Consider the following 26,736-nt stretch of genomic DNA (forward strand, 5'->3'; position numbering starts at 1 on the left):
ACATGACCATCTCTGCCATCCCGGGAGGATTCTGATGTTTAACCCCACTATCGAGGTCATAGCCGCCCAGCCGCCGGTTCTCGACCCGCCTGACCTTTCGTTCTCGGCGATCCTCAAGCATTTCCCGGGACTGGCCGAGGCAAAAGCCGTCTGTATGACGGGCTCGACGGCCGCCGGGTGGGGGAACACCTTCAGCGATGTCGACATCTACGCGTTCTCCGACGTGGACCTCGACCTCCCCGTCGACGAGACCATGGAGACCTGGCCGGGCTCCGACCCGAGCGGGGTGCGCTGGCACAACTGGATGGGCGTCTACGACAACGCGCGCATCGACCTGAAGGTGTGGCCGACCGACACGCTCGCCAGGGCGCTGGCGCCGTACCTCGACAACGAGGCGGAGTTCTGCGCCACGGGCGACTTCCTCCAGGACTTCATCTACCGGCTCTCCATCGGCGTCCCGCTCAAGGGCGACGAATTCTTCCAGGAGATGCGGGACCTGCTCGACAGTTCCTCCTACCGGCGGGCGCTCGCCCGTTCGCTGAAGGCCGACGCGGAGAACTGCCTCACCGACGTCGCGGGTCAGCTCGACTCCGGCGACGACATGACGGCGCGCGTGTCCGCCGGTCTCGCGGCCGGCTTCGTCGCCGACGCCGCCCTGGTCCTGGCCGGGCAGCTGTGCCGCCGAAAGAAGTGGCTGCTGCGCCGCATTGAAAGCACGCCGGGCTGCGGAATCACCGTCGACGAATACCGCTCGATGGTCCTGGACGGAACGCGCCCCGGGGAATTGGACGGCGACTGCGCCCGGCGTGTCGCCCGCTGGTCCCAGGCGCATATCGTCCGCCTTGAGGACGCCTTCCTCTCCGCCTCCTGAAACGCCGCCGGAAAGCGGTGTGGAGCTCGGTCGTGCGAAAGCCTGGAAAACCGAGCTGATTCGCGGATCCGCACCGCGAATAAATCACTTCTGTGCACACTGCAATTAAGGAGAATATCGAGTGAGCACCCGGCGAGGGTTCGCGTGGCGCGCCCCGCGAACAGGCGAGCCGCATTCCCGGCCCGTACCAGCCACCGGCGTGGGCTTCCCGGTCCTTGCCGGTGCGGCCGACCGTGCCGCGACCCTTGCCGGGGTGGCCTCGTGAGCATGACGACCCCGACGAACGTGCTGACCAGGCTCCGTACCGCGGTGCGCGGCCCACAGGAGCCCCGCCAGCGCTTGCTGGCCCTGTCGACCATCGTCAACACCATCGGCATGGGCATGTTCCTCTCCGCAGGAACGATCTTCCTCATCCGGTCCGCCGGGCTCAGCCCGACCGTCACCGGGGTGGGCCTCACGGTCGGGTCGCTGGCCGGCTTCGGCGCCGGAGTCCTGATCGGGGACCTGGCCGACCGCCGCGGCTCGCGCGAGGTCGTCATCGCCTCCATGCTGCTCGAGGCGGTGGCGAGCGTCAGCCTGCTGCTCGTCCACAGCCTGTGGCCGCTGCTGGTCATCGCCGCTGTCGCCGCCATCGGCCGGGCCGGAACGGTCAGCGCGCGCGGCGCGATGATCGGCGTGCTGGCGGAGGAGGGCAAGGGCCCGCAGCTGCGGACCTATCTGCGTGCGGTGACGAACGTCGGGCTCGCGGTGGGCACCATCGGCGCCGCGGTCGTCCTGGCCATCGACACCCGCGCGGCATACGTGACCATGATCCTGATCGACACGGTCACCTTCCTGATCGCCGCCGGCATCCTCACCCGGCTGCCGCGCCTCGCTCCGACCCGTACGGTCGAGGAGGAGGACAAGGACACCAAGAGCGGGCCCCGCTGGCTGGCCCTGCGCGACCTGCCCTACCTGGGGCTGACCGCCGCGTCGTCGGTCGCGAGCCTGCAGTACTTCGTCCTCATCCAGGCGCTTCCCGTGTGGATCGTGCTGCGCACCTCGGCGCCGCGCTGGATGGCCGCGATCGTCCTGTTCCTGGAGGCGGCCATCGTCGCCGCCACCCAGGTCCCGGCGACGCGGTCCATCAACGGGCCGCGTTCGGCGGCGCGGCTGCTCGCGCTGTCGGGCCCGCTGTTCCTGGTCTCCTGGATCCTGGTGGCGGTGTCGGCCGGCCCCGCCGCGTGGATCGCGATCACGCTGCTGCTCATCGGCGTCGTCGTGCACTCGCTGGGCGAGGTGTGGCAGGCGGCGGGCACGTTCGAGCTGTCGTTCGCGCTGGCCAAGCCGGAGGCGCAGGGGCAGTACCAGGGTGTGATGGGCCTTGGGCACGGTTTCGCGGAGGCCGTGGCGCCGCTCGTCGTCATCACGATGTGCGTCGACTGGGGCAAGCCCGGCTGGATCGTGCTCGCCGTGGTCGTCACCGTCGCGGGTCTCCTGTGCGCGCTGGTCGAGCGGCTCTGGTCCCGTTCGAACCCGCCGGTCGCGGCCGAGGCCGCAGCCGGCGAGTGAAGTGGGGCTGGGGCGCGTCGAGTTGGCCGCCCCAGCCCACACGGGCCGGGCCCGAGCCCGGCACCCGCGCGGGCCTCGGGGACAGGGCAGGTCACCCCAGGGGCCCGAGAAGCTTCAGCAGGCGCGCGGCCTCTTCTGTCACGGCCGTGCGCCCGGAACGGAAGCACACGCGGGAGTCGCTGAGCGCGGGGTCCGCCTCCAGGGTGGCCCGGATCGCGCGGGTGAAGGCCCGGGTGAGGTGCGAGGAGATGTTGATCTTCGTCATGCCCGCGGCGATGGCGCGCGTCAGCTCGTCGTCGGAGACTCCCGACGACCCGTGCAGCACCAGGGGCACCGGCAGCTTCGCGCTGAGCGTGCCGATCAGCTCGTGATCCAGGACGGCGGTCCGCTCCCGCATGCGGTGCGAGGACCCGACCGCGACGGCGAGCGCGTCGACATCCGTGGCAGCGATGAACGCGAGCGCCTCCGCCGGATCCGTGCGCACCCCCGGCGCGTGCACCCCGTCCTTGCCGCCGACCTTGCCGAGCTCGGCCTCCACGTACACCTCGCGCTCATGGCACCAGGCCGTGAGCTCCGCGGTCGCCGCCACGTTCTCCTCGTACGGGAGCGCGGAGTGGTCCACCATCACCGATCGCACACCGGCTTCGACGCCTTCGCGGATCGCGGCCGGATCCGTCAAGTGGTCGAGATGTACGGAGAGTTCGGCCCGGGACGCCGCAGCGATCTCCAGCGTCGCCCGGGTCAGGGGCAGCATGCTCCCGTGGTAGTCGACGCAGTTCTTGCTGATCTGCAGGATCACCGGGATCCCGGTGATCTCGGCGGCCTCGACCAGTGCCTCGGCGGTCTCCAGATGGATGACGTTGAAGGCGAGCGCGCCGGTGCCCGCGGCGCGTGCCCCGTCGACGATGGCACGGGTGGAAACGAGGGTCATGGCGGCGACTCCTGTGTGGGTGGCCCTGGATCATCCAGGCGTGAGCATGCCACAGGCACACACCATATTTCCCCCGTTCGAGATCACCGTCCCCTCTTGACAACAGCGGGCGCCCGGCGGCCTGTTGAGGTCGCCGGGCGCCCGGTGCCAACTGCGGGTCAGTGCCCCTCGTCGCGGTCCGTGGCCTCCTCCGCCGCCTGCTTGGCCTGGACCTCGGGGTCGAGGGCGTCGGGGCTGCTGCCGTCCACCGAGGTGAGCGGCGGGCGGTCGGCGACCTCGGTCGGCTCCGGCGGCTCGACCAGCCAGTCCGGGTTGGCCTGCTTGTCCCACCACCGCCACGCGGCGAACGCCCCGCCCGCCAGGATGCCGACCACCAGGAAGCCCTTGGCGAAGCAGGCGACCCTGGCCTTCCGCTGGTGCCTGCGCACGAGCTTCTCGATCTCCTGGGGCGAGACCTGGCCGCGCAGCGCCGCGAGAGCGGCCGTGGAGCGGGCCAGCGCCTCCTCGCGCAGGGGCTGGGCGGCGGCGACCGCCTGCTCCACGCGCGGCCCGGCGTACTCGGCGGCCTGCCGGGCGGCCCGGCGCGACCGCTCGGCCGCCTGGTGCGCCACCTCGTCCACCCTGGGCGGCACCCGCGGCGCGACATGGGCGTCGTACTGCTGACGAGCCTGCCGGCGCGCCTGGTGCGCGGCCTTCGACATCTTCGGCGCGACGCGTACGCGCGCCTCCTGCGCATAGTGCTGCGCGTACTGCGCGGCCTGCTGCCTGGCCGAGTCGGCGTAGGGCGCCACCACTTCCGCGGCGTGCAGCACGCTCTCCTTCGCCGTTCCGGTCGCGGCGCGCACGCTCTCCATGCGGGTCACGTGATCCTCCTCCTTGGTGGCGGTTCGGTATGTCGCCTTTCCACCCATCTCGAAATCATGCCTGTCCTGCGGGTACCCGGCATGTGCGCCATGGCATCCGGGTGTGCGTCGCTTGTTGAAGCAACTGCGGGCGCGGTTGTGGAGGGAGCTCGCGGACGACGATGCCACGGCCTCGGCCGGTAAGAGGCCGTTCGGCGGGTATCCATGGGTAACCGGGCGCTTTTCCTCCGGCCGGTCCGGTCCGTGCGAGGATCGTGGGACGTTCAGTGCAGACCTCTGACGTTCAGTGCAGACCTCTAAGGAAGGCAGATCGTGGCCGACCAGCTTTACGCCACCCTGAAGACCAATCAGGGCGACATCGAGATTCGGCTGCTGCCGAACCACGCCCCCAAGACGGTCCGGAACTTCGTGGAGCTCGCCAAGGGCGAGCGCGAGTGGACCAACCCCGCGACCGGCCAGAAGACCACGGACCCGCTGTACGACGGCACCGTCTTCCACCGCGTCATCGAGGGCTTCATGATCCAGGGCGGCGACCCGCTGGGCAACGGCACCGGCGGCCCGGGCTACGAGTTCGGTGATGAGTTCCACCCCGACCTGGCCTTCACCAAGCCGTACCTGCTGGCCATGGCGAACGCGGGCCCGGGCACCAACGGCTCGCAGTTCTTCATCACCGTGTCGCCCACCGCGTGGCTGACCGGCAAGCACACCATCTTCGGCGAGGTCACGAGCGACGCCGGCAAGAAGGTCGTGGACGCCATCGTGGGCACCAGGACCAACCCGCGCACCGACCGCCCGGTCAACGACGTGATCATCGAGTCCGTCGTCGTGGAGAACCGCGAAGGCTGATCTCCGGCTCCGCAGGGAACCTTTCCGCCCCGCTCGTCCGTATGACGAGCGGGGCGGAGCTGCTGCACGAGGACGAGGGAGCCCGATGAACCAGGACCAGGAGCAGGCGCGGCAGTCGAGCCTGCCCAGCTGCTACCGCCACCCGGGCGTGGCGACCGGCATAAGCTGCACCCGCTGCGAGCGCCCGATCTGCCCCGAGTGCATGATCAGCGCCTCCGTCGGCTTCCAGTGCCCCGAGTGCGTCCGCACCGGCTCCGGCACCGGCCACGCCCCGACGGCGAACCGGCCGCGGACGCTGGCGGGCGGGATCCTCGCGGCGGGCGACCCGCAGCTGCTCACCAAGATCCTCATCGGCCTCAACGCCGTGATGTTCCTGGTGCAGGAGGTGGTCGGGGACCGGTTCACCGACGCGCTCTTCCTGCTGGGCAGGGCCGGCGTGCCGGGCTTCGACGGGGCGCAGGGCGTCGCCGAGGGCCAGTGGTACCGCCTGGTGACCTCGATGTTCCTGCACGGCGGCGTCGTGCACATCCTGTTCAACATGCTCAGCCTGTGGTGGCTCGGCGGCCCCCTGGAGGCCGCGCTCGGCCGGGCCCGCTATCTCGCGCTGTACTTCGTCTCGGGACTGGCCGGCGGCGCGCTGACGTATCTGATCGCCAGCCCTCTTGAGCCCTCGCTCGGCGCGTCCGGCGCGATCTTCGGCCTGTTCGGCGCCATGGCGGTGCTGATGCGGCGGATGAAGTACGACATGCGGCCGGTCATCGGGCTGCTCGTGGTCAACCTGATCCTCACGTTCAACCCGTGGATGGGCATCGCCTGGCAGGCGCACGTGGGCGGTCTGGCCGCGGGCGTCCTGGTCGGCATCGGCATGGTCCACGCCCCGGCGAACCGGCGCGCCCTGGTGCAGTGGGGCAGCTGTGTGCTGGTGCTCGCGGTGTCGGTCGTCCTCGTCGTGATGCGCACCGCCGCGCTCACCTGACCACAGCGGGTGCGAGCTTTCCCCAGAGTTGTCCACAGCAAGTGCCCGAACTTGTGCACTGGATGGAGAACGCCTGTGCCCCTCGCCTCTGACCTGGTTGTTTCCAGGCGGGGCAAGGGGCACAAGGGCTGTGGAGGGCGGCGGAACCAGTCACACCGGCGTCAACTTCCCGGAAGTTATCCACAGATCGTCTGAGTTATCCACTCCCGGTGGATAGCGCTGTGGATAACTGGGGGCAGAGCTTGCGTTCAGGCGGCGGATCCGCCCTGCCGCCCCGGTCCGGAAGCCGCGGGGAGAGTCGTTACTTCCACTGCGTGGAGACGCCGAACCCACCCGCGATGAAGCCGAACCCGACGACGATGTTCCAGTTGCCGAGCGCCTTGAGCGGCAGATCGCCCTCGGTCACATAGAAGAGGACGATCCAGGCGAGCCCGATGAGGAAGAACGCCAGCATCACCGGGGCCACCCAGCCGCGGTTGCCCAGCTTGATGGCGGTCGCCTGCTTCGCGGGCGGCGGCGTGAAATCGGCCTTCTTGCGGATACGTGACTTCGGCACGAGGAACTCTCCTGTCGATGCGCTGCGTGACCGCGCAGGGAACTGTGGCGGCGCCGGGGGACGGGGCTGTGGGGGAGGCCTCCCCCAAGCGTCCGTTAGCGTAGTGCTTCCGTGGCGCCGAAGGAGATAAGGGTACGTTGAGCAATTCTGCCGACTCCCCCGACGGGGTCCCCCAACCGCCCCGGCGCCGCTTCCGCGGCCGGCCCGTCCGGCTGCTCTCCGCCGCCGTCTTCGCGCTCGCCGGCCTCATCTTCGTCACCAGCTTCAACACGGCCAAAGGCACCAACATCCGCACCGACGCCTCGCTCCTGAAGCTGTCGGACCTGATCAAGCAGCGCGACCGCAAGAACCAGGAGCTCGGCGACTCCACCGCGGCCGTACGCAGCGACGTGGACGCGCTCGCCCAGCGCGACGACGGCTCCACCAAGGCCCAGGACCAGCTCCTCAACGGCCTCAAGGACGCCTCGGGCACCGCACCGGTCTCCGGCCGGGCCCTGACCGTCACGCTCAACGACGCCCCGCCGAACGCCACCGCCGCCCCCGGCTACCCCGCCCCGCAGGCCAACGACCTGGTCATCCACCAGCAGGACCTGCAAGCCGTGGTCAATGCGCTGTGGCAGGGCGGTGCCCAGGGCATCCAGGTCATGGACCAGCGGCTGATCTCCACCAGCGCCGTCCGCTGCGTCGGCAACACTCTGCTCCTCCAGGGCCGCGTCTACTCGCCCCCGTACAAGATCACGGCGGTCGGGGACACCGGGAAGCTGCGCGCGGCGCTCACCGCCTCCAAGGCGATCCAGAACTACCAGCTGTACGTGACGGCCTACGGGCTCGGCTGGAAAGTCGACGAGCGCAAGACGATGACTCTTCCGGGCTACTCGGGCACAGTGGATCTCCACTACGCGAAACCGGTGCAGTAGCGGCGCGGGAGGGGGCCACCGCCGATGTCCGTGCGGATCCTCGTGAGGTCGTTCAGCGAACTGTGCATCACCGTCGGCACGCTGATCGTCCTGTTCGTCGTGTACGTCCTCTACTGGACCGGCGTGCAGGCCGACAGCGCCGCGAGCGACCAGATATCCGGCCTCCAGCAGCAGTGGGCGCAGCAGAGCCCGCCGCCCCGCCCCGCGGCGCCGCAGCAGGCCGCCCAGCCGCCCGCTCCGGCCGCGTACACCGAAGGCCGGTCCTTCGCCGTCATGTACATCCCCCGGCTCGGCAAGGACTGGCACAAGCCCGTCCTCGAAGGCACCGCCGTCAAGGACCTCCAGAAGGGCCTCGGCCACTACGCGAACACGGCGCGGCTCGGGCAGCAGGGCAACTTCTCGGTGGCCGGCCACCGGCGCACCTACGGCGACCCGTTCAAGGACTTCCCCGAACTGCGGCCCGGCGACGCGGTCGTCCTGCGCGACGACACCACCTGGTACACCTACCGCGTCGACAACGTGCCCTACCGGACCGTGCCCAGCGACATCGGGGTCATCGACCCCGTCCCCGCCAAGTCGCCGTTCCGCTCACCGGGCCGCTATCTGACCCTCACCACCTGCGACCCGGAATGGGGCAGCAGCCACCGCCTGATCGCCTGGGGACACCTCGACTCCACTCTGCCTGTGACGCAGGGCAAACCCACAGCTTTGGCCGGGTGACCCCACGCCGTCACCGGGGCCCTTAGTCTGGTGCGGTAACGATCGTCGGAAGGGACAGCGGGGACAGCATGTACGGCTGGATCTGGCGGCATCTGCCGGGCAACGCGTGGCTGCGGGCGTTCATCTCGCTCGCGATGGTGCTCGTGATCGTCTACGTGCTCTTCCAGTACGTCTTCCCGTGGGCGGAGCCGCTGCTCCCGTTCAACGATGTGACGGTGGACCAGGGGACGGGAGCCACAGGCCGGTGAGCGCGCGCATTCTCGTGGTCGACAACTACGACAGCTTCGTCTTCAACCTCGTCCAGTACCTGTACCAGCTCGGCGCCGAGTGCGAGGTCGTCCGCAACGACGAGGTGTCCCTCGGGCATGCCCAGGACGGCTTCGACGGCGTGCTGCTCTCCCCCGGGCCCGGCGCCCCCGAACAGGCGGGCGTCTGCATCGACATGGTGCGCCACTGCGCCGCAACCGGCGTCCCCGTCTTCGGCGTCTGTCTCGGCATGCAGTCGATGATGGTCGCGTACGGCGGTGTCGTGGGCCGGGCCCCCGAACTGCTGCACGGCAAGACGTCTCCGGTGCTGCACCAGGGCACAGGCGTTTTCGCGGGGCTCCCTTCTCCTTTCACGGCGACCCGCTACCACTCGCTGGCCGCCGAGCCGGCGACGCTGCCGGGCGAGCTCGAAGTCACTGCCCGCACCGAGGACGGCATCATCATGGGGCTGCGCCACCGTGAACTGCCGGTCGAGGGCGTCCAGTTCCACCCCGAGTCGGTGCTGACCGAGCACGGCCACCGGATGCTGGCCAACTGGCTGGTGCGCTGCGGGGACGCGGGCGCCGTCGAGCGGTCGGCGGGGCTCGCACCGGTGGTGGGCAAGGCCGCGGCGTGACTTCGGTGCGCCCGGAGCACGAGTACGACCCGCTGACGGACCCGCTGCCACCCGGCGGGCACGCGTCACCCTGGTTCCGGTCCGACAACCTGGCGCCGGGCGCCTCACCCCCCGTACAGGAGCCCGTATCTCAGCCCCTGGGGGATCCTCTGCGGAATCCGCTGACGGAACCTCAGGAGTGGTACGACCCGGGCCCGGCGGGACCCCGGCAGGACTGGTATCCCGCACCGGAGCAGACGGCCGGACCGCTCCCCGCCGCCGAGCCCGGGATACCCATATCGGCGCCGATATCCGTCGCCGTCCCCGAGGCCGCCCCCTTCGACAACGAGACCGTCGCGCTGCGGGCCCTGGACGAGGCCACGACGGCCCCGCCGGTCACCGGAGGGCGGGCCGAGCGGCGCAGGGCCGCCAAGGGCAGAGGACGCACGGCCCCGGCGCCCGGGCCGGCCGAGCGGCCCCGCACCCGGGCCGAGGCGCGCCGGGCGGCGAAGGCGCGCAAGGACAGCGCGGCCGTGATCGCCAGCCGGGTCATCGGCGAAGCGTTCATCACGCTGGGCGTGGTGATGCTGCTGTTCGTGACGTACCAGCTGTGGTGGACGAACGTCCGCGCGCACCAAGAGGCCGGCAGCGCCGCCAAGAAGATCGCGCAGGACTGGGCGGACGGCCGCAAACCGGGCGCCTTCGCGCCCGGCCAGGGCTTCGCCATCATGCACATCCCCAAGCTGGACATCGTCGCCCCGATCGCGCAGGGCACCAGCAAGGCGAAGGTCCTCGACAAGGGCATGATCGGCCACTACGACGAGTCCGGCCTCAAGACGGCGATGCCGTCGGACAAGACCGGCAACTTCGCGGTCGCCGCCCATCGAAACACCCACGGCGAACCGTTCCGGTACATCAACCAACTGAAACCGGGCGACAAGGTCGTGGTCGAGACGCAGGACGCGTACTACACCTACGAGATCACCAGCGCGCTGCCGCAGACCCCGCCGTCGAACGTCTCCGTGCTCAAACCGGTCCCCACCGGATCTGGATTCACCGGGCCCGGCCGCTATCTGACACTGACGACCTGCACGCCGGAATTCACGAGTACCTACCGATTGATCGTGTGGGGCAAGATGGTTGACGACCGACCGCGCAGCAAGGGCAAGCCCGACGCGCTCGTGGGATGACCGAACGGACAGCAGGGGCGGGTGCGGTGGCGACAGGAACCGACCACGACGAGCGGACCGGCACGCCCGGACCGGCTCCGGTCCGGCGCAGGCGCGGCGCCGTCGCCGCCGTCATCAGCGTCTTCGGCGAACTCCTCATCACCGCGGGCCTGGTGCTCGCACTGTTCGTCGTCTACTCCCTGTGGTGGACGAACGTCCTGGCCGACCGCGAGGCGTCCGCGCAGGGCGACAGCGTGCGCCGCGACTGGGCGGCGGGCGCCGGGCCCGGCGCGCTGGACACCAAGGGCGGCATCGGCTTCCTGCACGTACCGGCGATGAAGAACGGCGAGGTGCTCGTCAAGAAGGGCACCGACACCGACGTCCTCAACGGCGGTGTGGCCGGCTACTACACCGACCCGGTCAAGGCGACGCTGCCCGGCGCGGCCAAGACCGGCAACTTCACGCTGGCCGCGCACCGCGACGGCCACGGGGCCAAGTTCCACAACATCGACAAGCTGAAGGACGGCGACGCGGTCGTCTTCGAGACGAAGGACACCTGGTACGTCTACAAGGTGTTCGCGGAGCTGACCGAGACGTCGAAGTACAACGTCGACGTGCTGCAGCCGGTCCCGAAGGAGTCGGGCGCCAAAAAGCCCGGCCAGTACATCACCCTGACGACCTGCACCCCGGTCTACACCTCGGATTACCGCTACATCGTCTGGGGCGAGCTGGTCCGCACCGCGAAGGTCGACACGAAGCGCACCAAGCCGGCGGAGCTGCGCCAGCCCTGACGCCTGCGCCCTACGCGACTGAGCCCCGGCACCCTTCACAGGGTGCCGGGGCTCAGTGCTGAGCGGGTGGCGGGCTAGCTCAGCGGGCCGCCGGAGGGGCCGCCGAAGAAGTTCGGGCCGCCGTTGTTGGTCCCGCCGACCGTGGTCAGCGTGATCGGCTGGTTCGGGTCGACCGTGGTGCCCGAACCGGGCGTGACGACCATGACGCGTGCCTTCTCGTCGTTCGAACTTCCCGGCGCGAACTGGATGTTGCTGAAGCCCGCGTCGTTCAGCATCTGCGTGGCCTTCTTCACCGTCTGCCCGACCAGACCCTGCGGCACCTGCCCCTGGGGCGGTGCCTGCGGGCCCTTGGAGACCTTCAGGACGATCTGGACGTCCTTGGTCTGGCTGGTGTTGCCGGTCGGGGTCATCGACACGACCTGGTTGATCGGCTTCTCGTTGTCCACGTCCTGGCGCGACACGTTCGTGAAGCCGAGCGCGCTGAGCTGCTGGACCGCGCTGTTGTAGTCCGAACCCGTCACATCGGGCAGCTTCGTCGTCTGCTTCTTGGCGATCTGCAGGGTGACCGTCGAGTTCCTCTCCGCCTGCCCGCCGCCCTGCGGGTCCTGGGCGACGACCGTGCCCGGCGTGGCACCGGACTCGACCTCCGTGGTCTTCACCACGAAGCCCTTGCTCTGCAGCAACTGCGTCGCGCTGTCCTTGTCCTTCTGCGTGACGTCCGGGACCTCGATCTTGGGTGCGCCCGTGGAGACGGTGACCGAGACGGTCTCGCCCTTCTTCATGGTGCCGTCCGCCGGGTTCTGGCTGCAGACGTTGCCCTTGGGCTGGTCCGCGCACGGCTCCTGCTTGGCGACGGCCATCTTGACCCCGGCGTTGGTCGCCAGCTTCGCCGCGTCGGCCTGGCTGCTGCCGACGAGCTGGGGCACGTTCACCGTGCTGCTGTCGGCGTTGCCGCTGAAGACGGACTTGCCGATGAGGATCGCGCCGACCAGCACCAGGACGCCCGCCAGGATCAGCAGGACCGTCGAGGTGTGGGACTTCTTCTGGCGGCGCCGGTCGGGGCGGTCGTCGTAGCCGTAGCCGCCGTCGTCCGGATTGACCGGGGGCAGCATCGAGGTCTGGCCCGCCGGGTCGGCCTGCCGCAGCGCGGTGGTCGGCTGGTCGTTGCCGTAGCCGTTGTTGTAGCCGTCGTACCCGTTGCCGCCGTAGCCGACCGCGCCCAGGGCGGCGGTCGCGGCGACCGGCTGGCCGTCGAGGTAGGCCTCGATGTCGGCGCGCATCTCGTCCGCCGACTGGTAGCGGTACTCGGGGTCCTTGACCAGCGCCTTGAGGACGATGGCGTCCATCTCGGGCGTGATCTCGGCGTCGAAGTTCGAGGGCGGCTGCGGCTCCTCGCGGACGTGCTGGTAGGCCACGGCGACCGGTGAATCCCCGACGAAGGGGGGCCGGACCGTCAGCAGCTCGTACAGCAGGCAGCCCGTCGAGTACAGGTCGCTTCGCGCGTCGACCTGCTCGCCCTTGGCCTGCTCCGGGGAGAGGTACTGGGCGGTGCCGATCACGGCGGCGGTCTGCGTCATCGTCATGCCGGAGTCGCCCATCGCGCGGGCGATGCCGAAGTCCATGACCTTGACCTGGCCGGTGCGCGTGAGCATGACGTTCGCCGGCTTGATGTCGCGGTGGACGATCCCGTTGCGGTGCGAGTACTCCAGGGCCTGGAGGATGCCGATGGTCATTTCCAGGGTGCGCTCGGGCAGCAGCTTGCGCCCGGAGTGCAGCAGCTCACGCAGGGTCGAACCGTCGACGTACTCCATCACGATGTACGGGATGGAGACGTTGTCGACGTAGTCCTCGCCGGTGTCGTAGACAGCGACGATCGCCGGGTGGTTGAGCGAGGCGGCCGACTGGGCCTCACGGCGGAACCGGGCCTGGAAGGACGGGTCGCGGGCGAGGTCGGCCCGCAGCGTCTTCACGGCGACGGTGCGGCCGAGCCGGGTGTCGTGCGCGAGGTAGACCTCGGCCATGCCACCACGGCCGAGCACCTGGCCCAGCTCGTACCGGCCGCCGAGGCGACGCGGCTCTTCCATAGCTAATCCAGCCCTCTCCGTCTGTCCCGACCGTACCCATGGGTGGTCCGGCGGTGTGCTGTTCGCGCATACGCTACCGGGCAGTGCAAGCCGATCAGCCCACAGCCGCCACCTGATACCGGACCGGTACAGGGCACGTGTGATGTTTCACGTGAAACGGGCGACGTTTCACGTGAAACAGCCCGGATCACTTCTTGCTGTCGAGCACCGCCTTCATCACGTTCTTGGCGATGGGGGCGGCGAGCTTGCCGCCCGCGATGTCGTCGCGGGTCGTGTCGGAGCCTTCGATCACCACGGCGACCGCGACCGGGGAGCCGTCGCCGGACTTGGCGTAGGAGATGAACCAGGCGTACGGATTGTCCTTGTTGTCGACGCCGTGCTGGGCGGTACCGGTCTTGCCGCCGACGGTCACACCGTCGATCTGGGCGCTGGTGCCGGTGCCGTCGGTGACCACGAACTCCATCATCTTCTGGAGCTTCTGGGCGTTGGCGGCCGACAGCGGCTGGCTCATCTGTTCCGGCTGGGTCTTGCTGAGCACGTCCACGTTCGGCGCCTGGAGCTGGTCGACCATGTACGGCTTCATCAGCTTGCCGTCGTTGGCGACGGCGGCGGCGACCATGGCCATCTGGAGCGGGGTCGCACGGTTGGAGGCCTGGCCGATGCCCGCCATCGCGTTCTGCGGACGGACGTCCTTCGGGTAGACGCTCGCGTCCGTGCGGATCGGGTTGAAGATCTCCTTGTTGAAGCCGAACTTCTCGGCCTCGGCCTTCATCTTGTCGTTGCCAAGATCGTCGCTGATCTTGCCGAAGACCGTGTTGCAGGAGTACTGGAGCGCCACCTTGAGCGTGGCGTTCTCGCAGGGGATGTTGCCCTCGTTCTTCAGCTCGGTCCTGCTGCCCGGCAGGATGAACGGCAGCGGCGACTTCGTCGCGTCGTCGATGCCGGAGTACAGGCCGTTCTCCAGGGCGGCCGCGGCGGTGACCACCTTGAAGGTGGAGCCGGGCGGGTAGGTCTGGCGCAGCGCCCGGTTCAGCATGGGCGCGTTCTTGTCGTCCAGCAGCTTCTTGTACGCCGCCGAGTCATTGCTGCTGCGGCCGGCGAAGGAAGCCGGGTCGTACGACGGCGTCGAGGCGAGCGCCAGGATGGCGCCGGTGCGCGGGTCGATCGCGGCGACCGCGCCCTTCTTGTCGCCGAGCCCCTTGAAGGCGGCTTCCTGGGCGGCGCTGTTGAGCGTCGTGACGACGTTGCCGCCCTTCTTCTTCTCGCCGGTGAACATCGACAGCGTGCGGTCGAAGAAGAGCCGGTTGTCGGTGCCGGACAGGATGCCGTCCTCGAGCTTCTCCAGCTGGGAGGCGTCGAAGACCTGCGAGGCGTAGCCCGTGACGGGCGACCACATCGGGCCGTCCTTCCAGGACCGTTTGAACTTGTAGTACGTGTCCTGGGTGGCGACCGAGCCTGTGATGACCTGGCCGTCGGCGGTGATGATGTTGCCGCGCTCGCGGGCGAAGCGCTCGATCTGGACCCGTTGGTTGTACTTGTGGGCGTTCAGCTCATCGGCACGCACGTACTGGAGCCAGTTGTCGCGGATCATCAGGGCGAGGACCAGCAGCCCGCAGAAGATCGCGATCCGGCGCAGGGGCTTGTTCACGGGCGGACCACCTGGGTCATCTCGGCGTCGGGGGACGGGGCGGGGGCCGGGGCGGGACGGCGCGCGGTGTCGCTGATGCGGATCAGGATGCCGATCAGCGCCCAGTTGGCGATGACGGACGAACCGCCGGCCGCCAGGAACGGCATGGTCATACCGGTCAGCGGGATCAGCCCCATGACACCGCCGGCCACGACGAAGACCTGGAGCGCGAAGGCACCGGAGAGGCCGATCGCGAGCAGTTTGCCGAACGGGTCGCGGGCGGCGAGCGCGGTGCGCACACCCCGCTCCACGATCAGCCCGTAGATCAGCAGCAGCGCCATCATGCCGGCCAGGCCGAGCTCCTCACCGACGGTGGAGAGGATGAAGTCGGCGTTGGCGGCGAAGCCGATGAGGTCGGAGTTGCCCTGGCCGAGGCCGGTGCCGAGGGTGCCGCCGGAGCCGAACGACATGATCGCGTTACCGATCTGCTCGCAGGCGCCGCTGGTCTTGTAGCAGGCGAAGGGGTCGATCCAGGCGGTGACGCGCGCCTGGACGTGGGACTCGAAGGAGGCGACGCCGACCGCGCCGACCGCCGACATGAGCAGACCGAACACGATCCAGCTGGTCCGCTCGGTCGCCACGTACAGCATGACCACGAAGAGACCGAAGAACAGCAGCGAGGTACCGAGGTCGGTCTCGAAGACCAGGATCAGGATGGACATCGCCCAGACCACCAGGATCGGGCCCAGGTCGCGTCCGCGCGGCAGGTAGATCCCCATGAAACGGCGGCTGGCCAGCGCCAGCGCGTCCCGCTTCACCATGAGGTAGCCCGCGAAGAACACCGCCAGGATGATCTTCACGAACTCGCCGGGCTGGATCGAGCCGAGCCCGGGGATGGTGATCCAGATGCGGGCGCCGAACTTCGCCGGGAAGAACATCGGCGTGATCAGCAGCAGCATCGCCACGGCCATCGAGATGTAGGTGTAGCGCTGCAGAATCCGGTGGTCCTTAATGAGCAGGAGCACCCCGATGAACAGGGCCACGCCCAGCGCCGAGTACATGAGCTGATGCGGGGCGGACGGGCTGAACGCCCCGTAGGAGCGCTTGGCCTGCGCGATCAGCCGGGGCGACTGGTCGAGACGCCAGATCAGCACCAGACCGAGACCGTTGAGCAGCGTCGCCAGCGGCAGCAGCAGCGGGTCGGCGTACTTGGCGAACCTGCGCACCACCAGGTGCGCGACACCCGCCATCAGGCCGAGGCCCAGACCGTATCCGAGCATGCCGGAGGGCAGCTTGCCGGTCATGGCAAGCCCCACGTTGGCATACGCGTACACCGGGATGGCCACGGCGAAGACGAGCAGGGCCAGCTCGGTGTTGCGGCGGCTCGGTGCTTCGATCGCGCCAATGGTGGTCGTGTTGGTGACAACGCTCATGATCTGGAATGGCCCCCTACGGCTGCCTACTGCTTACCGCACTGCGAGACCAGCTTCTGCTCGTCCTCCGAGAGGCTGGGGCCGGGTGTGGGAGATGCGGTGTTGGTCTTGTTGGACTGGGTGCCGGTGGAGCCCGTGGTGGGCTTCGTGGGGGTGTTGCCCTCGGCGGCGCGGCGCGCCTCTTCCTTCTTGCAGGCGGATGCCTGGGTCGCGAACTCCTTGACCTTGGCCTGCGCCTTGTCGAGGCTGCTTGCGGTGATCGTCGAGTCGATCTGGGTGCGCTGGTACTGCGGCAGGTACTTGAGTTCGATGTCGGGGTAGTCGGTCTCCACCTGGGAGAGCTTCACCCACGCCAGGTCCTGGCTGATGCCCCGGTACAGCGCGACGTGCGGAGTGCCGTCGCTGTTGGTGCCGATGTAGTACTGCGTCTGCGTCCACCGGTAGCCGCCGTACAGGCCGCCGCCGACGACCGCGAGGGCCAGCACGATGAACAGCGACCTGCGCAGCCACCGGCCACGTCGGCGCGGTTTGACGAAGTCCTCGTCGGCGTACGAGCCGAAGGCGCCCTCGGGCGGGTTGCCGTAGCCGCCGTCGTCGCCGCTGCCGGGCGGGCCGAAGCCGCCCGAGGGCGAGGGAGCCGGACGGCCGAGCCCGGAGGCGCGGCCCGCCGGGGTCTGCATGGCGCCGCCGTCGTTCAGCTGCAACTGGTTCTCGGCGACCGCGCCGACGATCACCGGAGTGTCGTTGAGCTGCCCCGCCAGGGTGTCCCCGGAGTCGACGTCGAGCACATCGGCGATGATCACCGTGATGTTGTCGGGGCCGCCGCCGCGCAGCGCGAGCTGGATCAGCTCCTGCACGGTCTCCTGCGGGCCCTGGTAGCTGGCGAGGGTCTCCTCCATCGTCTGGTGGGAGACCACGCCCGACAGGCCGTCGGAGCAGATCAGATACCGGTCGCCGGCCCGGACCTCGCGGATGGAGAGATCGGGCTCGACGTGGTCGCCGCTGCCCAGCGCCCGCATGAGGAGCGACCGCTGGGGGTGGGTGGTGGCCTCTTCCTCGGTGATGCGGCCCTCGTCGACCAGACGCTGCACCCAGGTGTGGTCCTGGGTGATCTGGGTGAGGACGCCGTCGCGCAGCAGATAGGCCCGCGAGTCACCGACGTGCACGAGGCCCAGGCGCTGGCCCGTCCACAGCAGAGCGGTGAGCGTGGTGCCCATCCCCTCCAGCTGGGGGTCCTCCTCGACCATCATGCGCAACTGGTCGTTGGCCCGCTGCACGGCCGTGCCGAGCGAGGTGAGGATGTCGGAGCCGGGTACGTCGTCGTCGAGCGTGACCAGCGTGGAGATCACCTCGGACGAGGCGACCTCACCGGCGGCCTGACCGCCCATGCCGTCGGCGATGGCCAGGAGACGGGGACCGGCGTAGCCGGAGTCCTCGTTCCCCTCGCGGATCATGCCTTTGTGCGATCCGGCGGCGAAACGCAGGGACAGACTCATGCGCACCTGCCCTGTCGACGCTTCCTCGGGGTACAGCCGGTCATGTCGAGCCACACTGCCCACCCTCCGGTCGGGAGCCCGCCCCGGTCCGTCCGGACCGCCGCGGCTCGCTCGCTCCGCTCGCTCATTGTCGTACTACTTCCGCAGCTCGATGACGGTCTTGCCGATGCGGATCGGCGCGCCCAGCGGAATCGGGGTCGGGGTGGTGAGCCGGCTCCGGTCCAGATAGGTGCCGTTGGTGGAACCAAGATCCTCGACGATCCACTTGCCGTCCCGGTCCGGGTAGATCCTGGCATGACGGCTCGACGCGTAGTCGTCGTCCAGGACGATCGTCGAATCGTGCGCCCGGCCCAGCGTGATGGTCTGGCCCTGCAGCGCGACCGTGGTGCCGGTGAGGGTGCCCTCGGAGACGACCAGCTTGGTCGGGGCGCCGCGGCGCTGCCGCCCGCCGCCCTGCTGCTGGCCGCGCTGGGGCGGTGGCGCGGCGGCGGTGGCCTGCCGGCCGGTCTGCTGCTGCCGGTTCGCGTCATTGCCCCGGCGCGAACCGCGCTGGGTGACGCGCGTACCGAACAGGTCGCTGCGAATGACCTGGACGGCCACGATGACGAACAGCCACAGTACGGCGAGGAAACCCAACCGCATGACCGTGAGGGTCAGCTCTGACATTGCCCCCGCTTCACCCTTCGGCTTGCCGGTAAACGATGGTGGTACTGCCCACGACGATCCGCGAGCCGTCGCGGAGCGTAGCGCGGGTGGTGTGCTGCCCGTCCACCACGATGCCGTTGGTGGACCCGAGATCCTGGATCGTCGAGGGCGTTCCGGTCCGGATCTCACAGTGCCGGCGCGAAACGCCGGGATCGTCGATCCTCACGTCCGCATCGGTGCTGCGGCCGAGGACCAGCGTCGGGCGGGAGATCTGGTGGCGGGTGCCATTGATCTCGATCCAGCGTCTCACCTGGCCGTGCCCGCCCGGCATCGGCCCCGGCACCGCCGGACGGCGGTCGGCGGGCGAAGCGCTCGGGCGGCCCGGCGGCGGCGCCGCGGGCATGGGAGGCGGGGACGCGGCGGCCGGCGGGTATCCGTAGCCGCCCCGGCCGCCCTGCGTGGGGGGCGCGGGACGCTGCGGGGCACCGGGGCCGGGACCCTGGGGTCCCTGCTGGTCGGTACTGGACGCGAGCGTACGGCTGCGCACCCGGTACAGACCGGTGTCGAGGTCCTCGGCCTTCTCCAGGTGCACCTTGATCGGGCCCATGAAGGTGTAGCGCTGCTGCTTCGCGTAGTCACGCACCAGGCCGGACAGCTCGTCGCCGAGCTGGCCCGAGTACGGGCTGAGCCGCTCGAAGTCAGGGGCGCTCAACTCGACGATGAAGTCATTGGGTACGACCGTGCGGTCCCGGTTCCAGATCGACGCGTTGTTGTCGCACTCGCGCTGGAGTGCGCCCGCGATCTCGACGGGCTGGACCTCGGACTTGAAGACCTTCGCGAAGGTGCCGTTGACCAGGCCTTCGAGACGCTGCTCGAAACGCTTCAGGACTCCCATGGGGCACCTCCTCCGTCGTTGCCGTCCCGGTATTGCTGCCGGTTCTGCTGTGCGTCGTGTTCTTGGTACTGCTTACTGATCGTATCCACGCGTCGGGAAATCGGCTGGTTCCCCTTCTGTGCCCTGTGGACGAGTGTCACCTCTCACACGCACCTCTCGTACGGATCGTAGAGGTGGCTTCCCAACAGTGTCCCGCACCCGGAGTGCACTCAGGAGGAGCGGGTAACGATGCCGGGGGTTGCCTCTCTCCTGATCTGCTCCTCCCCACCAGGGTCGCCCCCGAACAACGGATGTGAATCCACCCTGTCCAGCGTGCTAATCTTCTCGACGTCGCCAGGCAATCGCACCGAAAAGTAAGAGAGCCCAGCACACCACTCTTGCGCGAGTGGCGGAACGGCAGACGCGCTGGCTTCAGGTGCCAGTGTCCTTCGGGACGTGGGGGTTCAAATCCCCCCTCGCGCACAAGTCGGAAGCCCCGCAGATCCTCGGATCTGCGGGGCTTCCTTCGTATGTCCAGGAGCCTGCGCGACTTTTGTCGTGGCGGGGCGCGACGAAAGAGAGCCGCCGGGGAGGGATCCCGCTGTCTAGGGTGCGGGCGTGGATGTGTCATCGAGGGTCCGGTCCGGATGGCGCCTGCTGAAGGGGCCCGAGCCCTGGTCGCGGCGCCGGATCACCGGCGAGGCCGCGCTCGCGCTCGCGCTGGCCCTGATGGCCGGCGGGACCGGACTGCTCAGCGGCGGCCCGCTGCGGGCCGGGGCCGTCGCCGCCGGTGTCGCCGCGCTGTCGCTGCTGCGCCGTTCACTGCCCGCGAGCGTGCTGCTCGCGGCGGCCGCCCTGACCATGCTGGCGGGTGAGACCGCCCCGCTGCTGCTGATCGCGGCCTGGTCGGCGGGGCGGCACATCATCGGCGCCGGACGGGCCCTGGCCGCCTTCACCGGCGCGTTCCTCGTCTACCTGGTGGTCGGCGTCACCACACTGTGGCCCATCGCACAGCCGATCCTGATGGGCATCTTCGGCACCCTGTTCTTCCTGGCGGCGGCCGTCGTGCCCGGCCTCACCAGCCGGTACTGGTCGCAACGGCGCACCCTGCTGCGCGCCATGCAGGAACACAACGCCCAACTGCTGCGCGAGCGCGCCATGGTCGCGGGCCAGGCGCGGCTGCGCGAACGCCAGCGCATCGCCCAGGACATGCACGACAGCCTCGGCCACCAGCTGGCCCTGATCTCCGTGCACACCGGCGCCCTGGAAGTCGACCCGGAACTGACCGGCCGCCAGCGCGAGGCGGTCGGCGTGCTGCGGCAGGCCTCGGTCTCCGCCATGCACGAACTGCGCGAAGTCGTCGGCATCCTGCGGGACGGCATCGAAGCACCCGCCGCGCCGGACGGAGCCCAGCCCGCATCCCGCGGCACCGCCGGCATCGAGGCGCTGGTGGCGGCCGCCCGCGCCGCCGGAAACACCGTCGAACTGCGCGGCAGCGGCGAGCCCCGGCCGCTGGCCGCAGCCGGTGACCACGCCGCCTACCGCATCGTCCAGGAAGCCCTGACCAACGCGTACAAGCACGCGCCGGGCGCCCCGATCAGCGTGGAACTGCGCTACGAACCGGACTCCTTCGTCGTAGAGGTCGTCAACGGCGTGGTCGACCGCGCCGCCGCCGACCAGGCCGGCGAAGTGGTCAGCGGCGGCCAGGGACTGACCGGACTGCACGAGCGGGCCCGGCTCGTCGGCGGCATGGTGCACGCCGGCCCCACCGACGACGGCGGCTTCCGCGTGGCGGGCGTCCTGCCGTACGGGGCGGCCGACGCAGCGACGTTCGTAGCCACCGGCGACGACTTCCGGCAGCAGTCGCCCGCCCTGCTGCTCGGCGACGGTGGTCCGGTCGTGGACTGGAACATCGCGGAGAAGGAGCTGGGCATGAGCGGCAGGAGCAGGGGCGGCGGCGTCGCGCTGGGATGCGGAATCGCGGTGGGGGCGGTGGTGCTCCTCGTCATCGCGGCCGTCGTCGGGCTGTTCCTGCTCGCCGGATCGGCCGAGAAGGGCATGATCGACCCGTCCCAGTACGACAAGGTCAAGGTCGGCGCGTCCGAAGCGCAGGTCCGCGAGCAGCTGCCGAGCGGCGACACCGTGCTGACCTCCGGCCTCGCGGGCAAGGGCCCCGCCGAACCGGAAGGCTCCCGGTGCCTGGTGCTGATGTCCTCCGATACCGGTGAGGGTCTCAAGACCGAGCCGGTGTTCCGGTTCTGCTTCAAGGACGGCAAGCTGATCGAGAAGAAGTCGTACGACGTGGCGCGCTAGCGGCGGCCCCCGGGGGCGGCGCAGCGGCGGACAGGACAGGATTTGGGTGTGACGGGACCACGCATCAGGGTCGTGATCGCCGACGACGAACCCCTCATCCGGGCCGGGATCCGCATGATCCTCACCTCGGACGCGGCGATCGACGTCGTCGCGGAGGCCACCAACGGCCGGGAAGCGGTCGAACTGGCCCGCTCGCACGCCGTGGACGTGGTGCTGCTCGACATCCAGATGCCGGAGATGGATGGTCTGAGCGCCCTGGCCGAGCTCCGCAGGACCGTACCGGCGGCGAGAGTGATCATCCTCACGACGTTCGGGGAACGGGAGAACGTCCTGCGCGCCCTGGAACACGGCGGCGCGGGATTCCTGCTCAAGGACACCGCGCCCGCAGAACTGATCCGGGCGGTACGGGCCGCCGCGGCGGGCGACGCCTATCTGTCACCCGGCGCCACCCGGCACGTCGTGGACCAGCTCGCCACCGGCCGGGCCGCGGCCCGCGCCGAAGAGGCACGACGCCGGGTCGGCGTGCTCTCCGAGCGCGAGCGCGATGTGCTGTCACTGCTCGGCGAAGGGCTGTCGAACGCGGACGCCGGGAAGCGGCTGCACATGAGCGAGGCCACGGTGAAGACGTACGTCAGCCGGATCCTGGCGAAGCTGGACTGCGAGAACCGGGTACAGGCGGCGCTCCTCGCGCGGGACGCCGGGCTGTAGGCCGGGGCGGGTCCTTCTCCACGTCGTTTCACGTGAAACGACGGGCCGGTCGGCCCGCCCCGCAGAGTTATCCACAGGGGGAGGCGGCTGTCGGCCAGCGCCTGTACGGTCAGGGGCAGTTGAGCTCTTGACGTCGTACGAGGGCTTTGTACGAGAGCTTTTGTACGCGAGTGCTGTACGAGGACGGGGGAGGCGGCACGCCATGGGTGGAGTCGAGGTGTTGGTACCGGCGCGGCGGACCGGGCCCGGGGAGGGGCCGGAGCGGATCCCCGAGATCCCGGGATTCGCCCGCCGCCCGAATGCGAACGCGGGTCCGGGTGCGCCTTCGCCGAAAATAGCTTCGCCGAAGAGCACGGGGAAGGCGCTGCGGGACCGGGTGCCGCGTGCCTCGCACGATTCTCTGCTGCTCTCGGCCGACCGGCCGGACGCGCTGCGCGCCGTGGAGGAATCCAACCTGGGCCGGGTGGCGGAGCTCACGCCGATACGAGTGGGCCGCATGGCCGCCGGCCCCTTCGCGTTCCTGCGCGGCTCCGCCGGACTCATGGCACACGACTTGGCCGGCACACCCGTCACCGGCGTCGGCGCACAGATATGCGGCGACGCCCACGCGGCGAACTTCGGCCTGTACGGCGATGCGCGCGGCAGCCTCGTCATCGACCTGAACGACTTCGACGAAACCGTGACCGGCCCCTGGGAATGGGACGTGAAACGGCTCGCGACCTCACTGGTCCTGGCCGGCCGTGAGGCGGGGGCCGACGAACACACCTGCCGGACAGCGGCGTTCGACGCGGTCGGGTCCTACCGCCGCACCATGCGCCTGCTCGCGAAACTGCCGGTCCTCGACGCCTGGAACGCGATAGCCGACGAGGAACTGGTCTCGCACGCCGGCGCCCACGACCTCGTCGGCACCCTGGAACGGGTCTCCGAGAAAGCCCGCAACAACACCAGTGCACGCTTCGCGGCCAAGGCGACCGAGCAGGGCGAGGGCGGCAGCCGGCACTTCGTCGACGCGCTGCCCGTACTGCGCCGGGTGACCGACCCCGAGGCGGCCGCGGTCGCCGCAGCCCTCCAGCAGTACCTGGAAACCCTCCCGGAGGACCGGCTTCCGCTGCTCGCCAGGTATGCGATCCACGACGTGGCCTTCCGGGTGGTCGGCACGGGAAGCGTCGGGACACGGTCGTACGTCGTGCTGCTCCTGGATCACCGCGGTGAACCGCTGGTGCTCCAGGTCAAGGAAGCCAGGCCCTCGGCTCTGCTGCCGCACCTGCCGAGGGCCGGGTTCTCGATACCGGAACCCGGGCACGAGGGGCGGCGCGTGGTGCTCGGACAGAAGCGGATGCAGGTGGTCAGCGACATCCTGCTCGGCTGGACGACCGTGAACGGACTGCCCTTCCAGGTAAGGCAGTTCAGGAACAGGAAGGGCAGCGTGGACCCCGCCGCGCTTCCCGTCGGGCAGCTTGACGACTACGGGCGCATGACGGGCGCGCTGCTGGCCCGGGCCCATGCGCACAGCGTCGACCCGCGACTGATAGCCGGGTACTGCGGAAAGAACGAGGAGCTCGACGACGCGATGGCCGCCTTCGCGGTGACCTACGCCGACCGCACGGAGGCCGACCACGCGGTTCTGGCCGCCGCCGTGCGCGACGGCCGGGTCGCCGCGGAGCTGGGGGTTTGAGCGGAGCCCAGTGGGCTCGGCCCCGCATCACGCCCCTCCGGCGTCCGCCGAGCAAGGGCAGGGCGGAGCCCCAGGGCGCTACTGCCGTCCGGATCGATGCCGGACGCCGTGGGGGGAGGGAGGGGGGAGGGGGGGAGGGGCCCCCGCCCCCGACCCGCCGCCCGTACGCTGGACCGGTGACGGACGAAGCTGCCGGCGGTACGACTGCCCGGAACGACGACCCGCGGACCGCCCCGCCGAGTACGGCGGCCGAGCCGGAGGCCCCGCTGGGCGAGCCCGCCGGGCAGGCGAGCCCGCCGGGCGGGACGGGTGAGCGGCCGGAGGCCCGGTTGGAGCGGGCGGTTCGGGCGGCCGAGCAGGCGCTGATCGAGTTCGAGATCGCGGTGGAGACGTTCCGGGTCGAGGTGGAGAACTTCTCCCGGCTGCACCATCAGAAGCTCGGCCCGATGTACGCCCGGCTCGATGAGCTGGATGCGCAGATCGCCGAGGCCAGGGCCGTGCAGAGCGGTGACCCCGAGGATCTGCGCAGGGCGCGGGAGGCGCGGGCTGCGGTGCAGCCGATGCCGGGGGTCGATGAACTGTTCCACGACTGGATGGACTCCGACGGCCTCTCCCCCGAGGCGGCTTCGATGCTCACCGACCAGCCGGTGCGGCCGCCCAAGCGGGTGCGGCCCAGCGAGGAGGTGCGTCGGCTCTACCGCGAGCTGGCGCGCAAGGCGCATCCGGATCTGGCGCAGGACGAGGCGGAGCGGGCTCGGCGGGACGAGTTCATCGCCCGGGTCAACGCGGCGTACGGGCGTGGTGACGAGGCGCTGCTGCGGGAGCTGGCCGAGGAGTGGGCGGCGGGTCCGGTGCCGCCCGAGGTGCGGCCGAGCGAGAGCGAGGAGCTGTACGCGCGGCTGGAGTGGCTGAGCCGGCGCAAGGAACTGCTCGCGCTGCTGGCCCGGGAGCTGGAGGACAGCGCGATCGGTTCGATGCTGCGGATGGCGCCGGACGATCCGGACCGGCTGCTCGACGAGATCGCCGAGCAGCTGCTTGCGGAGGTGTCCGGTCGTGAGGCTGAACTCGCGAAGCTGGTGCAGTAGCGTTCGGGTGACCTGCCGGGTTCGTACGAGAGAAGGCATGACCCATGAATTTCGCCCAGCTGCCCTCGGTGGATGTCGCTGAGGTGCCGGCCGATGCCCTGGTGCTCGATGTCCGGGAGGACGACGAGTGGGCGGCCGGGCATGCCGAGGGCGCGCTGCATGTCCCGATGAGCGACTTCGTGGCCCGCTTCGGCGAGGTGACCGAGGCGGTGGCGGACGGGCGCCGGGCGTATGTGGTGTGCCGGGTCGGCGGACGGTCGGCGCAGGTCACCCAGTATCTGGTGCAGCAGGGGATCGACGCGGTGAACGTCGATGGCGGCATGCAGGTGTGGGAGGCGTCGGGCCGCGAGGTCGTGGACGCGCAGGGCGCGCCCGGAACGGTCATCTAGCCTCTTTCTTCAGCTCTCCCGCCCCTCTTTCTTCCTGGCCGGCTTACGCGGTTTGCGGGGCTTACGCGCTCTGGCCGAGGGGGTGGGCGGCGAGCAGGTCGCCCAGGGCTTCCTCGTGGGCGGCGGCCGGGCCCAGTGAGAGTTCCAGTTGTTTGGCCCAGGCGTGGTAGCGGTGCAGCGGGTAGTCGGTGTCGGCGCCGAAGCCGCCGTGCAGGTGCTGTGCGGTCTGTACGACGCGGCGTACGCCTTCGCAGGCCCAGATCTTCGCGACCGAGACGTCACCGGCGACGGGCAGCGCTCCCTGGGCGCCGGTGCTGATGCGCCACGCGGCCTGCCAGAGGGTCGCTTCCATGGCGCGCAGGTCGATGTAGCGGTCGGCGGCCTGGACGGCGACGGCCTGGAAGGTGGCGACCGGGAAGCCGAACTGCTCGCGTTTTGCGGTGTATTGGCTGGTCATGGCGAGTACCCGGGCTCCGAGGCCGAGGGCCAGGGCGCAGGTCCCGGTGGCGAGCAGAGCGCGCAGCCACTCCCAGGCTCCGTCCGCTGCGATGACTGCGGGCGCGTCGATGCGTACGGCTTCGAGGTGGACCTCGGCGAACCGTTCGCCGCTGGTGGAGGTCTGTTCGGCGAGGGTGACGCCTTGGTGGGTGCGGGGGACCAGGGCGAGTACGGTGCGGTCGTCGGTGGTGTGGGCGGGGACGGCGATGTGGTCGCAGGTCTGGGCCCAGGGGACGCCGGTCTGGGCGCCGTCGAGCACCCAGTGGTCGCCGTCCCGGCGTGCGGTGACGGCGAGTTCGGCGCCGTCGTGGCCGGTGCGGCCGTTGGCGGCGACGGTCAAGGCGAGCTCGCCCCGGCCGACGGCGGGCAGCAGTTCGTCCGCCAACTGCCCTGGTGCGTACCGCTGTACGGTCATGGCGACCGCGCTGGTTTCCAGCAGCGGTACCCGGGCGAGGACCTTCGCCGACTCGCGCAGCACCAGGCACAGGGCGACCGGGTCGAGACCTGCTCCGCCGTACTCGGCGTCGAGGACCAGGCTCAGCAGGTCCGAGGCGGCGAGCTTGGCCCACAGTGCGCGGTCGAAGTCGTCGGCGACGGCGCCCGCGGTGAGAGCGGGGCTGGGTACCGCGTCGGGTGCGACGCCGGAGAAGACCGCCTTGGCGGCCTCGACGGCTGCCTGCTGCTCCTCGGTGAAGGTGAAGTCCACGGTCTTGTCCTCCCGCATGCACCGGTTCTGTCCGGATCCGCCGGGCAGCGTCAAGTGTCCGGCACCCGACTGCATCTGACGGACCGTCAAGATAGAACAGGTTCTACAGGATGGGAATGGGTACGCGGCCGCCATGGGCCGACGTCCGCA

The 26,736-nt window shown here is 70.0% G+C and carries 25 protein-coding genes and 1 tRNA gene; 16 read left to right on the forward strand and 10 right to left on the reverse strand.

The genetic code is table 11. From position 1 onward, the window contains the following. Positions 1-34 precede the first annotated feature (34 nt). Positions 35-871, forward strand: coding sequence for a hypothetical protein (locus ACIBK6_RS05155; protein WP_399048888.1), 837 nt, complete (start codon positions 35-37; stop codon positions 869-871). Positions 872-1,138: 267 nt separating this feature from the next. Continuing rightward, entirely contained in the window at positions 1,139-2,422 is a 1,284-nt protein-coding gene (locus ACIBK6_RS05160) for an MFS transporter (RefSeq protein WP_399048889.1), read from the forward strand. Between the two features lie 91 nt (positions 2,423-2,513). On the opposite strand, the gene ACIBK6_RS05165 is transcribed toward ACIBK6_RS05160, so the two are convergent. Together ACIBK6_RS05165 and ACIBK6_RS05170 are read right to left on the reverse strand one after the other, a co-directional pair. Beyond that, the gene (locus tag ACIBK6_RS05165) at positions 2,514-3,353 is read right to left on the reverse strand and encodes a class II fructose-bisphosphate aldolase (protein WP_399048890.1); all 840 of its coding nucleotides are present in this window, start codon (positions 3,351-3,353) and stop codon (positions 2,514-2,516) included. 158 nt (positions 3,354-3,511) lie between these two features. Continuing rightward, the gene (locus tag ACIBK6_RS05170; RefSeq protein ID WP_399048892.1) at positions 3,512-4,216 is read right to left on the reverse strand and encodes a DUF5324 family protein; all 705 of its coding nucleotides are present in this window, start codon (positions 4,214-4,216) and stop codon (positions 3,512-3,514) included. A gap of 312 nt (positions 4,217-4,528) precedes the next feature. On the opposite strand from ACIBK6_RS05170, the gene ACIBK6_RS05175 reads away from it, so the two are divergent. Together ACIBK6_RS05175 and ACIBK6_RS05180 are read left to right on the forward strand one after the other, a co-directional pair. Further along, positions 4,529-5,062: a peptidylprolyl isomerase gene (locus ACIBK6_RS05175; protein ID WP_399048893.1), complete on the forward strand. Its 534-nt coding sequence runs from the start codon at positions 4,529-4,531 to the stop codon at positions 5,060-5,062. An 85-nt stretch (positions 5,063-5,147) separates the two neighbouring features. Next, on the forward strand, positions 5,148-6,038 hold the full coding sequence (locus ACIBK6_RS05180; RefSeq protein WP_399048894.1) for a rhomboid family intramembrane serine protease: 891 nt from the start codon (positions 5,148-5,150) through the stop codon (positions 6,036-6,038). A 301-nt stretch (positions 6,039-6,339) separates the two neighbouring features. On the opposite strand, the gene crgA is transcribed toward ACIBK6_RS05180, so the two are convergent. Further along, positions 6,340-6,594: a cell division protein CrgA gene (gene crgA, locus ACIBK6_RS05185; protein WP_329464162.1), complete on the reverse strand. Its 255-nt coding sequence runs from the start codon at positions 6,592-6,594 to the stop codon at positions 6,340-6,342. 137 nt (positions 6,595-6,731) lie between these two features. Here crgA and ACIBK6_RS05190 point away from each other — a divergent pair, with 137 nt between their 5' ends. The 6 genes from ACIBK6_RS05190 to ACIBK6_RS05215 all read left to right on the forward strand — a co-directional run bounded on the left by ACIBK6_RS05190 (position 6,732) and on the right by ACIBK6_RS05215 (position 11,053). Further along, complete coding sequence (locus ACIBK6_RS05190) at positions 6,732-7,511, forward strand: DUF881 domain-containing protein (protein WP_399048895.1); 780 nt, start codon at positions 6,732-6,734, stop codon at positions 7,509-7,511. 24 nt (positions 7,512-7,535) lie between these two features. Next, positions 7,536-8,231, forward strand: a complete 696-nt coding sequence (locus ACIBK6_RS05195) for a class E sortase (protein WP_399048896.1) — start codon at positions 7,536-7,538, stop codon at positions 8,229-8,231. Positions 8,232-8,299: 68 nt separating this feature from the next. Then, entirely contained in the window at positions 8,300-8,479 is a 180-nt protein-coding gene (locus ACIBK6_RS05200; RefSeq protein WP_399048897.1) for a hypothetical protein, read from the forward strand. Next, entirely contained in the window at positions 8,476-9,114 is a 639-nt protein-coding gene (locus tag ACIBK6_RS05205; RefSeq protein WP_399048900.1) for an aminodeoxychorismate/anthranilate synthase component II, read from the forward strand. Before ACIBK6_RS05200 ends, ACIBK6_RS05205 begins: the two co-directional genes overlap by 4 nt. Then, complete coding sequence (locus ACIBK6_RS05210; protein ID WP_399048902.1) at positions 9,111-10,283, forward strand: class E sortase; 1,173 nt, start codon at positions 9,111-9,113, stop codon at positions 10,281-10,283. Before ACIBK6_RS05205 ends, ACIBK6_RS05210 begins: the two co-directional genes overlap by 4 nt. A gap of 26 nt (positions 10,284-10,309) precedes the next feature. Continuing rightward, complete coding sequence (locus ACIBK6_RS05215) at positions 10,310-11,053, forward strand: class E sortase (protein WP_399048903.1); 744 nt, start codon at positions 10,310-10,312, stop codon at positions 11,051-11,053. Positions 11,054-11,127: 74 nt separating this feature from the next. Here ACIBK6_RS05215 and pknB read toward each other — a convergent pair whose 3' ends face one another. The 6 genes from pknB to ACIBK6_RS05245 all read right to left on the reverse strand — a co-directional run bounded on the left by pknB (position 11,128) and on the right by ACIBK6_RS05245 (position 19,233). Further along, complete coding sequence (gene pknB, locus ACIBK6_RS05220) at positions 11,128-13,137, reverse strand: Stk1 family PASTA domain-containing Ser/Thr kinase (protein ID WP_399048904.1); 2,010 nt, start codon at positions 13,135-13,137, stop codon at positions 11,128-11,130. Positions 13,138-13,324: 187 nt separating this feature from the next. Beyond that, the gene (locus tag ACIBK6_RS05225) at positions 13,325-14,785 is read right to left on the reverse strand and encodes a peptidoglycan D,D-transpeptidase FtsI family protein (RefSeq protein ID WP_399048907.1); all 1,461 of its coding nucleotides are present in this window, start codon (positions 14,783-14,785) and stop codon (positions 13,325-13,327) included. Then, the gene (locus ACIBK6_RS05230) at positions 14,782-16,197 is read right to left on the reverse strand and encodes an FtsW/RodA/SpoVE family cell cycle protein (RefSeq protein ID WP_399048909.1); all 1,416 of its coding nucleotides are present in this window, start codon (positions 16,195-16,197) and stop codon (positions 14,782-14,784) included. Before ACIBK6_RS05230 ends, ACIBK6_RS05225 begins: the two co-directional genes overlap by 4 nt. Positions 16,198-16,223: 26 nt before the next feature. After that, positions 16,224-17,693: a Stp1/IreP family PP2C-type Ser/Thr phosphatase gene (locus tag ACIBK6_RS05235; protein WP_399048911.1), complete on the reverse strand. Its 1,470-nt coding sequence runs from the start codon at positions 17,691-17,693 to the stop codon at positions 16,224-16,226. Positions 17,694-17,828: 135 nt separating this feature from the next. Continuing rightward, positions 17,829-18,359 carry an FHA domain-containing protein gene (locus tag ACIBK6_RS05240; RefSeq protein ID WP_399048912.1) on the reverse strand — a complete coding sequence of 177 codons (531 nt, stop codon included), beginning with the start codon at positions 18,357-18,359 and terminating at the stop codon, positions 17,829-17,831. A gap of 10 nt (positions 18,360-18,369) precedes the next feature. Continuing rightward, on the reverse strand, positions 18,370-19,233 hold the full coding sequence (locus tag ACIBK6_RS05245; RefSeq protein ID WP_399048914.1) for an FhaA domain-containing protein: 864 nt from the start codon (positions 19,231-19,233) through the stop codon (positions 18,370-18,372). Between the two features lie 379 nt (positions 19,234-19,612). Between ACIBK6_RS05245 and ACIBK6_RS05250 the strand changes: the two genes are divergently transcribed. The 6 genes from ACIBK6_RS05250 to ACIBK6_RS05275 all read left to right on the forward strand — a co-directional run bounded on the left by ACIBK6_RS05250 (position 19,613) and on the right by ACIBK6_RS05275 (position 25,382). Next, a tRNA-Leu gene (locus ACIBK6_RS05250) sits at positions 19,613-19,695 on the forward strand. A gap of 135 nt (positions 19,696-19,830) precedes the next feature. Continuing rightward, positions 19,831-21,525: a sensor histidine kinase gene (locus tag ACIBK6_RS05255; protein WP_399048916.1), complete on the forward strand. Its 1,695-nt coding sequence runs from the start codon at positions 19,831-19,833 to the stop codon at positions 21,523-21,525. A gap of 48 nt (positions 21,526-21,573) precedes the next feature. Further along, a complete protein-coding gene (locus ACIBK6_RS05260; RefSeq protein ID WP_399048917.1) occupies positions 21,574-22,233 on the forward strand; it encodes a response regulator in 660 nt (219 codons plus the stop codon). Positions 22,234-22,435: 202 nt separating this feature from the next. Continuing rightward, positions 22,436-23,908, forward strand: a complete 1,473-nt coding sequence (locus tag ACIBK6_RS05265; protein WP_399048919.1) for a DUF2252 domain-containing protein — start codon at positions 22,436-22,438, stop codon at positions 23,906-23,908. 176 nt (positions 23,909-24,084) lie between these two features. Then, positions 24,085-24,993 carry a J domain-containing protein gene (locus ACIBK6_RS05270; RefSeq protein ID WP_399048921.1) on the forward strand — a complete coding sequence of 303 codons (909 nt, stop codon included), beginning with the start codon at positions 24,085-24,087 and terminating at the stop codon, positions 24,991-24,993. 44 nt (positions 24,994-25,037) lie between these two features. Next, positions 25,038-25,382 carry a rhodanese-like domain-containing protein gene (locus tag ACIBK6_RS05275; RefSeq protein ID WP_399048922.1) on the forward strand — a complete coding sequence of 115 codons (345 nt, stop codon included), beginning with the start codon at positions 25,038-25,040 and terminating at the stop codon, positions 25,380-25,382. Between the two features lie 61 nt (positions 25,383-25,443). On the opposite strand, the gene ACIBK6_RS05280 is transcribed toward ACIBK6_RS05275, so the two are convergent. Further along, entirely contained in the window at positions 25,444-26,586 is a 1,143-nt protein-coding gene (locus tag ACIBK6_RS05280) for an acyl-CoA dehydrogenase family protein (RefSeq protein ID WP_399049308.1), read from the reverse strand. Positions 26,587-26,736: the final 150 nt, after the last annotated feature.

It is taken from the genome of Streptomyces sp. NPDC050485 (assembly GCF_044458185.1).
Lineage (GTDB): Bacteria > Actinomycetota > Actinomycetes > Streptomycetales > Streptomycetaceae > Streptomyces.